This is a genomic window from Prolinoborus fasciculus, from assembly GCF_056724605.1.
Map to the genome: position 1 here is coordinate 19,247 of NZ_JBWZQN010000003.1, position 15,434 is coordinate 34,680.

The 15,434-nt window shown below is 44.4% G+C and carries 13 protein-coding genes and 1 pseudogene; 2 read left to right on the top strand and 12 right to left on the bottom strand.

Annotation, left to right across the window (positions count from 1 at the left end; all coding sequences use genetic code 11):
- Positions 1-80 precede the first annotated feature (80 nt).
- Positions 81-890 (bottom strand): prolipoprotein diacylglyceryl transferase, encoded by an 810-nt coding sequence (gene lgt, locus AC1P5O_RS01045; protein WP_138743120.1) that lies wholly within the window; start codon positions 888-890, stop codon positions 81-83.
- A gap of 93 nt (positions 891-983) precedes the next feature.
- Between lgt and AC1P5O_RS01050 the strand changes: the two are divergent.
- Positions 984-1,763 (top strand): annotated as a pseudogene (locus tag AC1P5O_RS01050) (NRDE family protein).
- Between the two features lie 54 nt (positions 1,764-1,817).
- On the opposite strand, the gene AC1P5O_RS01055 reads toward AC1P5O_RS01050, so the two are convergent.
- The 4 genes from AC1P5O_RS01055 to tatA all read right to left on the bottom strand — a co-directional run bounded on the left by AC1P5O_RS01055 (position 1,818) and on the right by tatA (position 5,693).
- A complete protein-coding gene (locus AC1P5O_RS01055) occupies positions 1,818-4,070 on the bottom strand; it encodes a PhoX family protein (RefSeq protein WP_138743118.1) in 2,253 nt (750 codons plus the stop codon).
- A 199-nt stretch (positions 4,071-4,269) separates the two neighbouring features.
- Positions 4,270-5,046 (bottom strand): twin-arginine translocase subunit TatC, encoded by a 777-nt coding sequence (tatC, locus tag AC1P5O_RS01060; protein ID WP_138743117.1) that lies wholly within the window; start codon positions 5,044-5,046, stop codon positions 4,270-4,272.
- Positions 5,043-5,465, bottom strand: a complete 423-nt coding sequence (gene tatB, locus AC1P5O_RS01065; protein ID WP_138743116.1) for a Sec-independent protein translocase protein TatB — start codon at positions 5,463-5,465, stop codon at positions 5,043-5,045. The genes tatC and tatB overlap by 4 nt, the downstream gene beginning before the upstream one ends.
- Before the next feature lie 9 nt (positions 5,466-5,474).
- The gene (gene tatA, locus AC1P5O_RS01070) at positions 5,475-5,693 is read right to left on the bottom strand and encodes a Sec-independent protein translocase subunit TatA (RefSeq protein WP_005245949.1); all 219 of its coding nucleotides are present in this window, start codon (positions 5,691-5,693) and stop codon (positions 5,475-5,477) included.
- Between the two features lie 185 nt (positions 5,694-5,878).
- On the opposite strand from tatA, the gene AC1P5O_RS01075 reads away from it, so the two are divergent.
- Positions 5,879-6,760 carry an AEC family transporter gene (locus tag AC1P5O_RS01075; RefSeq protein WP_138743115.1) on the top strand — a complete coding sequence of 294 codons (882 nt, stop codon included), beginning with the start codon at positions 5,879-5,881 and terminating at the stop codon, positions 6,758-6,760.
- A 100-nt stretch (positions 6,761-6,860) separates the two neighbouring features.
- Here AC1P5O_RS01075 and rdgB read toward each other — a convergent pair whose 3' ends face one another.
- The 7 genes from rdgB to AC1P5O_RS01110 all read right to left on the bottom strand — a co-directional run bounded on the left by rdgB (position 6,861) and on the right by AC1P5O_RS01110 (position 15,279).
- Positions 6,861-7,487 carry an RdgB/HAM1 family non-canonical purine NTP pyrophosphatase gene (gene rdgB / locus AC1P5O_RS01080; protein ID WP_138743114.1) on the bottom strand — a complete coding sequence of 209 codons (627 nt, stop codon included), beginning with the start codon at positions 7,485-7,487 and terminating at the stop codon, positions 6,861-6,863.
- Positions 7,488-7,591: 104 nt separating this feature from the next.
- The gene (locus AC1P5O_RS01085; RefSeq protein ID WP_138743113.1) at positions 7,592-8,182 is read right to left on the bottom strand and encodes a tetratricopeptide repeat protein; all 591 of its coding nucleotides are present in this window, start codon (positions 8,180-8,182) and stop codon (positions 7,592-7,594) included.
- Positions 8,179-8,772, bottom strand: coding sequence for a methionine biosynthesis protein MetW (metW, locus tag AC1P5O_RS01090; protein WP_004278415.1), 594 nt, complete (start codon positions 8,770-8,772; stop codon positions 8,179-8,181). Before metW ends, AC1P5O_RS01085 begins: the two co-directional genes overlap by 4 nt.
- Entirely contained in the window at positions 8,772-9,932 is a 1,161-nt protein-coding gene (gene metX, locus AC1P5O_RS01095) for a homoserine O-succinyltransferase MetX (protein ID WP_138743112.1), read from the bottom strand. Before metX ends, metW begins: the two co-directional genes overlap by 1 nt.
- A gap of 112 nt (positions 9,933-10,044) precedes the next feature.
- The gene (gene leuA / locus AC1P5O_RS01100; protein ID WP_262472106.1) at positions 10,045-11,742 is read right to left on the bottom strand and encodes a 2-isopropylmalate synthase; all 1,698 of its coding nucleotides are present in this window, start codon (positions 11,740-11,742) and stop codon (positions 10,045-10,047) included.
- 427 nt (positions 11,743-12,169) lie between these two features.
- Positions 12,170-12,853: a Fe2+-dependent dioxygenase gene (locus AC1P5O_RS01105; RefSeq protein ID WP_224216997.1), complete on the bottom strand. Its 684-nt coding sequence runs from the start codon at positions 12,851-12,853 to the stop codon at positions 12,170-12,172.
- A 71-nt stretch (positions 12,854-12,924) separates the two neighbouring features.
- Positions 12,925-15,279, bottom strand: coding sequence for a TonB-dependent receptor (locus tag AC1P5O_RS01110; protein ID WP_262472103.1), 2,355 nt, complete (start codon positions 15,277-15,279; stop codon positions 12,925-12,927).
- Positions 15,280-15,434: the final 155 nt, after the last annotated feature.

The following is a 15,434-nucleotide window of genomic DNA, read 5'->3' on the forward strand; positions in this document are numbered from 1 at the left end:
ATAGAAGAGATAATTGGCACTTTAGCATATTTTGAGTATAAAAAAGCGAGGCCTTTGCCTCGCTCAATTAAGCTATTTTCTTAGCTATTTTTGTTTGGACCCCAGTCATATATTTTCTTCTGGTAGGCATACCACATCATCCACAAGCCAATCAGGATCATTGGCAGGCTCAGGAATTGTCCTTTGCTCATCCAGCCAATAAATAGCTGGCCATTGTCCGGCTCACGGAAGAATTCAACCACAAAACGTGCCAGACCATAACCGATCAAGAACAACGCCGAAACTGCCATACGTGGACGCGGCTTGGAACTGAACCACCATAGGACAATAAACAGGATCAGGCCTTCACAAAGCGCCTGATACAGTTGTGATGGATGACGCACCAGTTGCAGCGGATCGGTCGGGAAGATCATGCCCCAGGCAAAGTTTGGGTCGGCCACCTGACGACCATACAGTTCGCCGCCAATAAAATTACCAATCCGGCCAAACATCAACCCTGTTGGTACGCAAGGTGCGATAAAATCTAAGGTCTGGAACCAGGTCATCTTATATTTCTTGCACCACCATAACATGGCCAGAATGACCCCGAGGAAACCGCCGTGGAAACTCATGCCACCGGTCCAGATCTGGAACAGCCATAAAGGATCGGCGAGGAACTGGGAAAAACCGTAGAAGAAGACATAACCGACACGGCCACCGATGATCACACCGAGAGCACCGAAGAAAATCAGATCAGACACCATATCCGGTGTCCAGCCACGTTGTTTGGCGCGAAACGTCGCCAATCCCCAGGCAAATAAAAATGCCAGTAAGTACATCAGTCCATACCAGTGGACTTGTAAGGGCCCGAGCGAAATCGCGACGGGATCAATATTGGGATAGGTGAGCATTCCTGTTCCTTGTGATTCTGTTTTGCACAGATTTTAGCTTAAAGCAAAGAAAAATGTTGTACATTCAATGTGTAAAGATCGAGAGCGTAAATTATGTGTATCGTGGCATTGGCTTGGCAGGTTCTGGATCAGAGCCCATTATGTCTGATTTCAAATCGGGATGAGTTCTATCAGCGTCCTACGCAGGAGCTGCATGAATGGGAGAATAGTCCGATAATTGCCGGGCAGGATCTACAGTCGGGCGGTACCTGGATGGGTATTACGGCTTCCGGTCGCTGGGCGGTGATTACCAATTTTCGTGATGGGCAGGACAAAGGGCATTATCCGACTTCACGTGGACATATCATCCAGAACTTTTTAGATTCTGACTTAACGCCGATTCGTTTTGCTCAAGATCTGGAACAACGCCAGTGTGACTATGCCGGCTTTAACCTGTTTATCGGCGATCAAGATTAGGCGGTGTATATGAGCAATCGCGGTGAAGCAACACAAGTACTGGCGCATGGCGTCTATGTGGTTTCGAATGGCCTGATGAGTGAAGACTGGTACAAGACCCGACATTTACGTAAACGCTTTACCCAGGAATTTTTACCGATGCTGCAACACCAGGAGATCGCAGAAGCAGATTTGTGTCATGCAGTCTGGGATATTCTGGAAGATGAACGTAAGGTGCTTCCTGAACTTCTGCCAGATACCGGCATCTCCGTGGAAATGGAACAGCTGCTGTCTTCGACTTTTATTCAGAGTCCGGCCTATGGCACCCGATGCTCCAATTTTTTGAGAATGCAGCAGGGACGATGGCACTGGATCGAGAAGTCACAACAAGGTGCGACCGCAGGTCAAACTATTGAGAAAATAATTAGCCTGAAATAATCACCGGATATAAAAAATGCCGACTAGAAGTCGGCATTTTTGAATAACAGCTTTTTATACGGTCGCTTGTTCCAAAGCTTCACCCGCAATGGCACCGCCATCTTTACGGGTAATGACCACAGTCGCAGAGCGAGGTACTTTGCCTAAACGGCTATAACGCTCGCTTTGGTTGGCTGGCCATGCACCCCCTGGATGCTGAACGTTGACAAAGATCGCTTTATAGTCCGGGGTAATAGTCACGCCGGTAATTTCACAACCCGATGGACCAGTCAAAAAGCGACGAACACGATCATTGCTGAGTTTGGCACCAACAAAGGTTTCCTGTCCTTCTGCTTTGGTGCTGGCTGCAAGCGCTTTAGCACCATCACCCACAGTACCCGGAAGTGCTGCCAACATCATGCAGTTGGTTTCATCGGTGTACTGACCATCATCCGTCTGAATCCACAGAATACCGCGCGGATCGAACCACATGCCATCCGGGCTGGAGAAGTCATTTAAATCATCCAGACCTGACAGGTTGATGTTAGAAGCAGCACGTGCTTCTGCACCGAACAGGAAAATATCCCAAGCAAAACTTGTCGCTGTCACTGTATTTTCAGCTTCACTGAAACGAATGATATGACCATTCATATTGCCTGAATTGCTGGCGCTTGAACCTTTAAAGTCGATGTAGCTACGTGGGTTGGCAGCATCAGTTTCATATGCACGACCACGGTTGCTGTTGTTGGTTAAGGTTACATACACTTCACCATTTTCGGGATTCACGGCAACCCATTCTGGACGGTCCATTTTGGTCGCACCAACATGGTCAGCAGCAAGACGGGCATTGATGACGATGTCATCCTGGCCTGCAAATGGATAGATTTCATTGGCAGTAGTTAAACCATTTTTGCCATGAGTCAGTTCTAGCCATTCACCTGTACCGTCATCATTGAATTTAGCGACATATAATGTCCCTTTATCCATGTATTTATCACCAGCAGTATAACCACCATTGACGTCTTTCGGATCCCAGACGGCTTCAGAAACAAATTTATAGATATATTCGCCGGTTGCGTCATCACCCATATAGAACGCTAATGGCTGACCCGGAATAGGGTTGCTACAGCGGCAGTCTTCGTGTGCAAAACGACCCAGTGCAGTACGTTTAACTGGACGTGTAGTCGCGCTAAATGGATCAATTTCTACAATGAAGCCACAGGTATTCATGACATTACGATAATCTGCTAAAGCATTTGCGCCTTTAACTGAAATATCCCAACGATCATAAAGTCCTTTATCACCGGTTAATTCAGCAACAGGAGTATTCCAGCGGTATTGAGACGAACGGGCATCAGTACCACCACGACCATAACGAGATAATGAAATTTCTTCTTTTGCAATAGCGCGGGTGTCGTTGGCTTGACGAGCGAAATAACCACTCCAGTTTTCTTCAGCCGTTAAGTAAGTTCCCCATGGCGTATAACCATTACCACAGTTGGCAAAGGTACCGCGAGTCAATGTTCCATCTGGTGAGAAAATAGTTTTGACGAGGTCAGAACCACGCGCTGGTCCATTAATTTCCATCTCGGTTGCTGCAGTGATACGACGGTTAAAATTAGAATTTAAGTTGATTTTAACGTCTTGTGTATTTGCATCTTTGCTGATCTCAATAACAGAAACACCATGCGCATTCACTTCACGGAGTACCTGATCTTCTGGACGTACGCCATCGATGGTAATTGTACCTTCTGGTGTATGGAGCTGAGATTGTTGTAGATATTCGTGGTTTAAAACAAGTAAACCTTGTGTTGATTCTTTCGCAGCATAATTTTTGTTGGTTGGATGCATACCGAAGAAGCTCATACCATCATGGTTATCGCCTGAACGGAACTGGTAAGAAGCACCAGAAGCTAAGGTTGCATCGGTCTTTTCTGGATAAGCAGGGTTGATTGGATCACCTACTGCATACAATACTTTAAGCTCATAACCTTCAGGAACACTGAAGAAGTTTTGGGTATTCTTGTGAACCGGCTCAAAGGCTAATTTATTCGGACGTGCTTTTAGGTCACTCCAGGCATGTTGATCTGGGCTAGTGGTATCTGGCGGTGTCGTTGGATTACTGTCAGGAGTACCAGAATCATTATCATCATCTGAACAACCACTTACTGTTGCCGCAAATGCTAATGCCATTGCCCCACTTGTAGTTTTCGCAATAAAGCTACGACGACTAGTATATTGATCCAGAATCGTTTGGAAGTGCGTGTTATTTGAGTTGTTACTATCTTCAACCAGATCCTGGCAAGGTATCATGTCTTCGTTTTTCATTTTAAAGTCCCAATTAAAAAATAAGTACTTGGTGGTGTAGAAGTTTTCAATACCTTAAGCTTGGGATGTGACAGTAATCTTAAGAAAATGTTTCATTAAAGTTAAATAAATTCAGTACGTTATTTAAAATTAAAAAAACAAAAAGACAGCCAGAGCTGCCTGAGTAAGTCGATATTTTTGTTGTTTTGGCTGGTTATTGTTATTCAGTCTTTAACCGACGTTTTTCAATCAGTTTCCCTGCCAGCAAACCCAGTTCAAACAGTAGCCACATCGGGACAGCCAGCATGATCATCGACAGGGCATCCGGAGGGGTGACAAACATCGCTACAAAGAAGCAGCCCACAATAATAAAGCGCCGTTTCTCTACCAGAGTCTGTGTCGAAACTGCGCCAATCAAGATCAGAACCAGGGTAATAATAGGAATTTCAAAGGTAAAACCAAAGACCAGAAACAGCTTTAAACAGAAGCTGAGATAACTGTTAATGTCGGTCATCGGTGCCACAGTTTCCGGCGAAACACTGATAAAAAAATGCAGAATTGAGGGCAATGCCACAAAGTAGGCAAAGCTGATGCCGGTATAAAACAGCACGATACTGCCGATCAAAAGTGGCAAGGCCAGGCTCTTTTCTTTGGCATATAGCGCAGGCTTAATAAAGGTCCAAAGCTGATACAGGATAAACGGCATCGCGATCATCAGCGCGACAAAGAAGTTCAGCTTAAAAGGTGCCATGAAGGTTGCAGTGACATCCGTGGCAATCATGGTTGAACTGGCTGGTAGCTGTGCACGCAACGGTTCGGACAACCATTGATAAGTCTGATTAGCAAAGGGTAATAAGCAGAAAAACAGGCCAATCAGGACCGCAACCACTTTAAACAGATGCTTTCTTAAGATGATCAAATGCTGGGTAATCGGCATGTGTTCAAGGTTCAGCGCTGCAGCATCATTCGAGGCTGGTGTGGGCGGTAAAGATGTCATACGGCCACCTTCATTTCTGTATAGCGTTGTTCTGAAATCATGGTTTGAATTGCTGTAGGCTTAGGTAAATACACGGAGGATACGGGCTGTTGCACCGGCTGATAGCTGAGCAAGGGCTGAGCAGACTGAGATTTTATTTTTAATTGATCAGCTGCAATCGGCTGCTGCAAATCAGCCACTTGTGCCTGCATCTTGGCTTCCAGTTCCTGAATCCGTTGCATTTCAGCCTGCATCTGTTCACGTAGCTCGGACAGGCGCAATTCACGATCAAGATCATTCTGAACATTGCTCACCATACGCTTGATCTTGCCGTACCATGTTCCGACAAAACGTACTGCTTCCGGAAGCTTATCTGGCCCAAGAACCAAAAGCGCAATAATCCCGAAAATCAGCAGCTCGGTCATTCCGATATTGAGCATAGCGAACTCTTAACTTTTAACCGAATGTTCAGGAGTTTTGACCTGGGCATCAATGGTGCGCGGCTCTGCAAGCTGAGCTTGTTCTGCCTCTTCATCTTTGACTGATTTTTTAAAGTCTTTAATCGCGCCGCCGACGTCTTTACCCAAATTTTTAAGTTTGGATGTGCCGAACAATAAAATCACCACAATTGCAAAAATCAGCACATGCCAAATTGATAATCCTGCCATTATTTTATCCTCTATATTTTATGTACCTATCTCAGCAGGCTTGTATGACAGCGCGGTGACGCTTTGATGACAGTTTGCCGACACGGCAGCAGGGGAATGAATCACTCATATAAAAAATTCATAATTCAATGAAAAGTATGCTGTGCTAGCATACAGCCTGATATGGAAATCTCAGCAGCATTGTCATGGCCTTGATTCTTCCCCTCCTGTCTTTTCTGATCGGTTATTGGGGTGTGCAATATTTAAAACCGGTTCGCCCTCTCTTGGCAGCTTTATTGGCACGGGTCCTGATTCCGGTACTGATTATTTACAATATGGTGTTTTACCAAGAGGGCAGTTTGTGGTTAATTGCCTTCAGCTTTTTCTGTTCTTGTGTATTCTTTGCCTTATTTTATTTCACCCTGAAAAATAAATTACGTGCTTTATGCCTGAGTTATTTAAATGGGGCATGGCTGGGGATTCCTTTTGCACTGGCGGTTTTTGGACCGCAAGCGACCAGTACTGTAGTGGCGCTGTATATTGGTGGTTCCTTGTTTGGCAATGTCTGTGCGGTGATGGCAGTCAGTGAAGCCAGACAAGATAGCGGCTATATTTTAAAGAATGTGCTGCTCTCACCACCTGTGGTGGCACTGTCTGTAGCAGCTTTATTATCATTTTGGGATTTGAGTCATTGGCAGCAAGTGCCTTGGATAGAGATACTGTATCAGGCCAATAAAGTACTGGTCACTTTTAGCGGCATGTGTGTGCTGGGAATGTGGCTGAGCAATGTGCGGATCAGCCGCTTCGATTTAATGCGCAGTCTGCAACTTATTTTTTGTCGTGGGCTATTTGCTGTTTTACTGTGTGGCGCAGCTTATTTTTATTTGCCGATTCCACAGCAGACGCTGACCTATGCGGTACTGCTGATGTTCTTTTTATTGCCGCCTGCAGCCAATATTGTGGCACTGGAAACCCATTATCAGGGAACGGGCCATTCCGCCAAATATATTGCTTCGGGAACTTTGGCCAGCGCGATCTTGATTGCCTTATATGGGGTAATCGTGCATGCGTTGATGCCTACACTATAGATTCCCTCTCCTTTTAGGAGATGAGAAACGCTGTTTCGCAAGGGGGGAGGTGAATAATCCCTCCCAACCTCCCTTTTACTAAAGGGAGGAGATCAAAAACTTACTTCGCCAAACTCTTCTTAAACAGCTGCATCGCCTGACCGCGATGACTGATTTTATTCTTTTCTTCCTTGCTCATTTCTGCACTGGAAATTCCGAGTTCCGGTAACCAGAACAACGGGTCATAGCCAAAACCATTTTCACCACGCGCAGCTTCCAGAATTTCCCCGTGCCAGATACCCTGAAAGACTTGCGGTAAGGGATCTTCGGCATGTTGAACCAGTACCAGTACGCAAACAAACATGCCCTCAATCACTTCACCATCTTGGCGTAAGGGTTTGAGATCGGCCAGCAGTTTTTCATTATTGGCGGCATCGTTGCCATGCTCACCGGAATAACGAGCCGAGTAAATGCCGGGAGCGCCGCCAAGAACTGGCACACAAATGCCTGAATCATCTGCAATAGCAGGTTTTCCGGAAATTTTAGAAGCATGGCGAGCCTTAATAATCGCATTTTCGACAAAGCTTAGACCATCTTCGATCGCATCTTCGATATTCAACTTGCCCTGGGCCACGACTTCAACCGGCAGTTGTAGCTCGGCAAACAGTTTTTCAAACTCGGCAATTTTACCTTTGTTATTACTTGCCAATATCAGTGTGCCTTGGGATAACCAGTCAGTTGCAGCCATGTCAAAAACTCATTATTAGATAAAGAATGGGCGCTATTTTAGCAATTGATGAAGAATTTGCGGCAATAAAAAAGCACCCGAAGGTGCTATTTATACCATTCAGCTTATTGTGCCTGAATCCATCTGTCGGCACGATCACGCGCCTGACGGATCTGCTCTTGGGTCAAATTCGCCGCCAAGGCAGTTTTTCTGCCTTCCGATAGCGTAATCACCTTATTATCGAGCATGCCATCACGGGTAGACAGTTCATACCATTGGTAAGCACCCATATAGTTTTTCTTTTTCTCTTCCATCATCGCTAGGTTAAAGCTGGCACGATTATCACCGCGGCTGGCTGCTTTTTCAAAGTACTGGCGAGCCAGTGTTTCATCTTTCTTGGTGCCAATACCATCTGCCAGCATACGGCCTACATTCAGCTGTGCAACTGCCAGACCTTGATCCGCAGCAGCTTTATACCAGGCAAAGGCCTGTCGTTCATCTTTTTGTATATCTTTACCATACTGGTATTTGGTGGCCAGATAAAACTGTGCACCAGCCTGACCGGCTTTCGCCGCTTTGGTCAGACTATTGATATCCATGATGGAATACTGAGCCGCTTGACTGGCAATAGAAGGACTCGGTGCAACATAATCTGCATGGGCTTGCATGCCAAAAAGTCCCGCCAGTAGCGTCGTACTTAATAATAATTTTTTCATAGCGCGCTCACTCGATAAATTGCGACTTCACCAAATAGATTAGGGAGATGCTTGCTTAGCAAACTATCTTCTTGATTCCCGTTCACAGCGAGTCGATTAATAATTTTGATATTATTTTCCGCACAAAGTGCTTCAAAATCACGAAATGTACATAAGTGGATATTCGGGGTGTTATACCACATATACGGCAAGGCTTCAGAAACCGGCATTCTCCCTTTGATTGCCAAGAAAGAACGGGTCTTCCAATGCGCAAAGTTCGGAAAGGTAATAATGGCCTGTTTCCCCACACGCACCATATCACGCAATAATACGTCAGGTGCATCTACAGCCTGCAAAGCTTGTGCCATGACCACATTGTCAAAAGACTGGTCAGCAAAGCGGCTTAAGCCGAGGTTTAAGTCCTGCTGGATGATATTTAACCCGCGACTGACTGCAATTGCAATCTTTTCCTGATCAATTTCTAATCCATATGCACGAATATCGTGCTTTTTGCTCATTTGTGCCAGCAGTTCACCGTCGCCACACCCAAGGTCGAGTACGCTAGAACCTGGCTTGATCCACTTTTCAGCGAGTTGTTGATCGATACGCATTATATGGTCTCCTTCGGTGTTGCTTTCAGGTGTTCTTCACCCCCGAGAAATGCACGCAAAGATTTTACATAGAGCGGAATAGGGAACAGGAAGGAGTCATGGCCTTGTTCCGCATCAATATCCAGATAGCTGACAGGTTTGTGATTGCTGATCAAGGCATCCACGATTTCCTGTGAGCGGGCAGGGGTAAAACGCCAGTCAGTGGTGAATGACACCACCAGGAATTTGCACTGAGTATTGGCCATGGCTTTTTTGAGCGACTGTTCATATTCACGCGACGGATCAAAATAATCCAGTGCCTTGGTCATGATCAGATAGGTATTGGCATCGAAGTTACGGCTGAACTGTTCACCCTGATAACGCAAATAGCTTTCGACCTGAAATTCAACGTCAAAGCCATACATAAATTTGCCTGATTTCAAATCGCGGCCAAACTTCTGTTTCATGGCTTCTTCGGACAGGTAAGTAATATGACCGACCATACGCGCCAGAATCAGGCCACGTTTTGGATAGCTGTCATTTTCCAGATAACGACCATTATGGAAATCCGGGTCTGACAAAATCGACTGACGTGCCACTTCGTTAAAGGCAATATTCTGTGCAGAAAGCTTTGGAGCGCTGGCAATGATCACGCATTTTCTTAAACGGTTTGGATAATCCACTGACCATTGCAATGCCTGCATACCACCCAGTGAACCGCCAATGATGGCATCCCAGGTATCAATCCCTAAACGGTCAGAGAGCAGGGCCTGGGTTTTGACCCAGTCGCGGACCGTAACTAATGGAAAATCAGGGCCATAAGGACGGTTGTCATGTTCAGGATTGGGTGAGGTCGGGCCGGTAGAGCCATTACAGCCACCAATATTATTCAGTGAAACCACAAAGAATTTTGACGTATCAATGGCTTTGCCGGGGCCAATACATGAATCCCACCAGCCGGGTTTTTTATCATCTTCATGATGATAGCCTGCAGCATGGTGATGCCCGGAAAGCGCATGGCAGATCAAAATAGCATTGGACTTATCGGCATTGAGTTCGCCGTAAGTTTCAACCATCAGTTCAAAACGGGGAAGGATGCGACCGCATTCAAGCTCTAACGGCTCTTCAAATTGGAACTTTTGTGGGACAACAAGGCCCACTGAGTCAGCTGGAAAAGACACGGGAGGGATTCGCCTTAAAATCTTGAGTATGAATAATAAAAGGATACCATTTGCAGGTATCCTTCTAAAGTCTTTTTAATGCTATGGATTATTGCTAATTCTAATACCGTGTTTAGACGGCAGCAGCAATCACCTGATCAGTGCTTAAAACACCCTGATCAATCAGACGGTTGGTCGAGGCAATAATTGCTTCGATAGAAGAGGTCACGATGTTGTCATGTACCCCGGCACCAAAGGCAGATTTACCAGTACCTTTCACTTGAAGTTCGATCAAGGCCAAGGCTTTGGCATGAGCACCTGAACTGATGCTGCGCTCTTCATAGTTCACCACGTCAATCGGCAACTGAAGTGCATCCAAAATCGCAGAAATTGGACCATTGCCTTCACCGCGGATACGACGGGACTGACCGTCAATTTCAAGATCAAGCTCAATCACCTGATTGCCATTGTCATCCGACAATTTGTAGTTTTTCGCAGAATAGTGAACGTTTTTAGCATCCACATAGGTTTCTTTGAACAACTTCCAGATATCAGTCGCACTGATTTCAGTGCCTTGCTCATCGGTACGTTTTTGTACGATCTGAGAGAATTCAATCTGTAAACGACGCGGCAAGATCACGTTGTAGTTAGATTCTAATAAGTAGGCAATACCACCTTTACCTGACTGTGAGTTAACACGGATCACGGCGTCATAGTCACGGCCCAAATCTTTCGGGTCGATTGGCAAGTACGGCATATCCCAGATTTCTTCGTTTTTCTGGAACTCGAAACCTTTTTTGATCGCATCCTGATGCGAACCCGAGAATGCAGTAAACACCAAATCACCGGCATATGGATGACGCGGGTGCACAGGTAAACCGGTACATTCTTCCACAGTCGCAATGATTTCATTGATGTTGGAGAAGTCCAAGTTTGGTGCTACACCTTGGGTATACATGTTCAAGGCAATCGCAGCCACGTCGACGTTACCGGTACGTTCGCCATTACCAAATACACAACCTTCGACCCGGTCAGCACCAGCCATAATTGCCAATTCTGAAGCGGCAATACCACAGCCGCGGTCGTTGTGGCAGTGAACTGAAATGATCACGCCATCACGACGCTGAATGTTACGGTGCATCCATTCGATTTGATCGGCATAGATGTGTGGACCTGAAACTTCTACCGTTGCAGGTAAGTTTAAGATCACTTTATTCTCTGGAGATGCTTCCCAGATTTCAGTGACGGCATCGCAGACATCTTTCGCGACTTCTAATTCGGTTGCAGTAAAACATTCAGGGCTGTACTGAAATACGAATTCAGTTTCCGGCTGTTTTGCGGCATATTCTTTCACTTTTTGTGCAGCATTAATGGCTAACTGTTTTGCACCCTCAACATCAACATTCAAGACTTTATTGCGGAATGTCGGCGAGTTAGAGTTATAGATATGTACAATGGCACGTTTCGCACCTTGTAAAGATTCAAAGGTACGCTGAATCAAATGATCACGTGCCTGAACCAAGACCTCGATATAAACGTCATCCGGAATATGACCTTCTTCAATCAATTTACGGGTGAAATCGAAGTCAATTTGCGATGCTGACGGGAAGCCGATTTCAATATGTTTGAAACCGATTTTCACCAACATCTGGAACATCTTGAATTTCTGCTCCATGTTCATTGGCTCAAAGATCGCTTGGTTACCGTCACGCAGGTCGGTACTCATCCAGATTGGCGCTTTATTGATTTCGTTGTTCGGCCATTGACGGTCTGGTAAGTCCACACGTTGATACATGCGACGGTATTTTTTACTTGGATCAGCCAACATCATGAGAGAGCTCCTTGTGCTAACTTGGGTACCGTAATCTTGGTTAAAGCGGTGCGTGGGTCAGCGGCATAGATTTTGTCTATTCATTGGGTTTTAGTGACAGTCTGGTTCAAACCTGAAATATGGTCTAAATATTGGTGGTTTAGCTTCACCAAATGCACTAAATGCCTTACTTATAATTTAAAGTTTAATCCACTTATCCCGAAAAATTTTTGCTATTTTTATGGATTTTAGTCGTATGGTAATAAAGATTTTCTTATAAACCTTAAGAATTGAAAAATATTTTCACTTATTCTAAATATTGTATTTTATATTTTCTTAATTTGGACATAATGCGTTATTTATTACGTTCAATTGTGCCACAACGCAGTATATTTTGATAAACAATAAATCCAATGATTTTCAAAGATCATTGATCTCAGGGCATCTTTTAAAGTTCCGCCCATTTACGCATTAAATTATGATACAGATTGGTCAGTTTCATGACCTCTGCATGCTGATCGCCCAGCTGCATTCTCAGGTTTTGAATACTCTGATCCAGATTAAACAGCATATGCCGCTCTGCATCATCACGGATCATGCTTTGTACCCAAAAAAATGAAGCAATTCGACAACCGGCAGTGATTGGCGTGACTTCATGCAAGCTGGTCGATGGATACAAAATCATATCGCCGGCAGGCAATTTTACTTCGTGATAACCGTAAGTGTCTTCGACTACCAGTTCACCACCGACATATTCGTCCGGCTCACTTAAAAAAACCGTACAGGATAAATCCGTTCTGAGGCGTTCATTGCTGCCGCGAATACGACGAATCGAATTGTCGACATGAAAGCCGAAAGATTCATTATTTTCATAGCGGTTAAACAGGGGAGGAATAATATCCAGTGGAATCGCCGCCGATAAAAACAGAGCATGCTGTCCCAGCGATTCAAGAATGATCGTACTTAAATGCTGGGTCAGGGGATGATCTTCAGGTAATTGCTGATTCTGTTTCACCGTCGCAGAGAGCGTACCCGCGGTAACCTTGCCATTGACCCACTCAATCTTATTCATCTCCTCACGGAAATATTGCACCTGTTCTTTGCTCAGTACATTTGGAATATGATGCAGCACGAGAAACCCCTGAATAATCGTCTTTTAAAAATAACATAGCCCCCATCAGGAGGCTATGCGGTTGCATTGAATTAATATTTAAAGTTGACTGCTAACACTGCACTACGGCCTTCTGCTTCGGTCGCATAATGAGATGAATAGGCTTTTGTGAAGTAGCGTTCATCAGACAGGTTGTTGACGTTTAATTGCAAATCAACATTTTCATTCACGTTATAACGCGCCATGGCATCATAGCGAACATAGCCCGGTACAAACTTGGTATTAGTAGCATTACCATAGACTTTGTCCATTGCGACGGCACCAGCACCTAGGGTTAAAGCAGGAGTTACTGCATAAGTAGTCCAAAGGGTTGCACTGTTTTTCGCGACGTTTTGAACCTGATTACCATTACTTCTATTGGAAATGTAGATTGGAGCTGCTGTAGTGCCAATATTTTCATAACCACCATCAACTAACTCACTGTCTAAATAAGTATAACCTGCAGAAACTGCCCATTTATCTGTGATGTTCCCATTTACACCAAGCTCAATACCATCGACACGAGTTTCACCAATATTACTTGTGGTGCCATCATCTCCGGTCGCACGAGTATTGGTTTTTTCCGTGCGGAAAATAGCTGCAGTCAGGTTGAGCTTATCATTCAAAACATCCCATTTAGTTCCTAACTCCATGGTCCGGACTTCTTCAGGTTTAAGATTATTTATTGCAGCTGTAATCCCTTCAGAACCATCGCCACCATCTACACCGACTGGATTAGACGAAGTCGCATAACTTGCATAGATACTGCCATTTTCAACTGGTTTAAAAGTAAGACCGGCTTGATAGTTGATGAAATCTTTATCATTTTTAATTGTCACTTGATCGCCAGCACTTGCTGTAATCGGTGTATTGTTTGCACCAGTAACTGCATTATTTCGTGCACCATAAGTCATGGTTTGCTCAGTTGAGTAATTATCCCAACGTACGCCTAAATCTAAGAGCCATTGAGGGGTGAATTCAATACTATCCAGGAAATAAACAGACTTTGATTTGCTTTGAATATTGTACTGGTCAGCACCATTGGTACTTAATGTACCTGTCCATGGCCCACGGTTTGGGTTTTGTACCGAAGTACACCAGCCTGAAGTAATATCACCAGCGTTACAGGCATTGTGTACATTACCTGTAGCGTTAACACCATCGATAATGTATTGGGTACGGTCAGTTTCTTGGTCTGAATATTCGGCACCCAGATTAAAACTATGTTTAAGCATACCGGTATTAAATTTACCGGTTAAAGCAAGTTGGTCGGTAAAAGCATCAGTATTTGCCACACGTGAGTTGGCACGCGCCCAGACATTTCCTGTTAATTCACTTGTAAAACCTGCTTTGTTGTAAAAGTTACCCTGAGAGTCATCTGGATTGGTCCACAGGTAATCATTTTTAGAGTTGCCATACACAGCAGTATTGCTAATGGTTAGATTATCAGTTAAATCATGTTCTAATTTGATGGTTCCGATCTGATTTTCCTGTTTCTGGAAGTCACGATCTTTCCAGCCGTAATATTGACCTTGTTTAACGTCAATTGGCTTGCCGTTGCCATTTAATGGACGATAGTCTGTTGCTGTTGCAGTTCTTGGAGCACCAAATGGGTTATTATAGGGAATACCTGAATCTGGTGTGTCATCGGTTTTTAAGTAGTAATAACTTAAAGTCGCGCGAGTAGAGGTGTCCAGACCAAAGCTAATACTCGGTGCAATCCCAGCACGTTTATATTCTGCACCGTCTTTCTGGCCTGCTTTTTCGTTTTGATGTCCCATGACGGCAACACGTGCAGCAATGCCGTTACCAAAATCTTTGTTGCCATCTAAAGTAATACGTTGGTAATTGTCAGTGCCGCCAGCGACCGAGCCTTCTAGAAAATCGCCTGCTTTAGCGACTTTAGAAATCATATTAATGCTACCGCCAGTGGTGCCTGCACCGCCCATGGCAGAAGCAGAACCTTTGGTCACTTCAACTTGTTCTACCGCAAACATTTCACGGTTTTGTGAAGTGGCATTACGAACGCCGTCTACATACATCGAGCTTTCAGAGTTATAACCGCGAATAAATGGACGGTCACCATTCGGATTACCACCTTCACCTGCACCCAAGGTAATCCCCGGAACTGTACGCAGTGCATCAGCTAAAGTCGTCACTTGTGTATCTGCAATCAGCTGTTTTGAAATCACTGAAACTGACTTTGGGGTATCGAGTAAAGGCGCAACAAATTTGCTATTCGCAGATTGATCTACTTTTAAGCTGGGTGTTTGTTCAGCTTTGACTTCTTGATGAATCGTCTCTAACTGGATCACCTGTTCTTCGGCCATCGCAGATGCAGCTACCATTGATAAAGATGAAACAATTGCAGAAGAAACGATTTTTTTACGTGTTTTAATGAAGGTCATGTTAAACCTAATAAATGAATGCTAAAAATGTATGCGAATAATAATGATTCTTGTTTTTATTTTTATCTTTTTATCATGGGAATTCATGATCTTTAAGAAAATATTAAATGAGATTTTAAATGTAATGATATAACAATAAGTATTTAAGTTTTTGA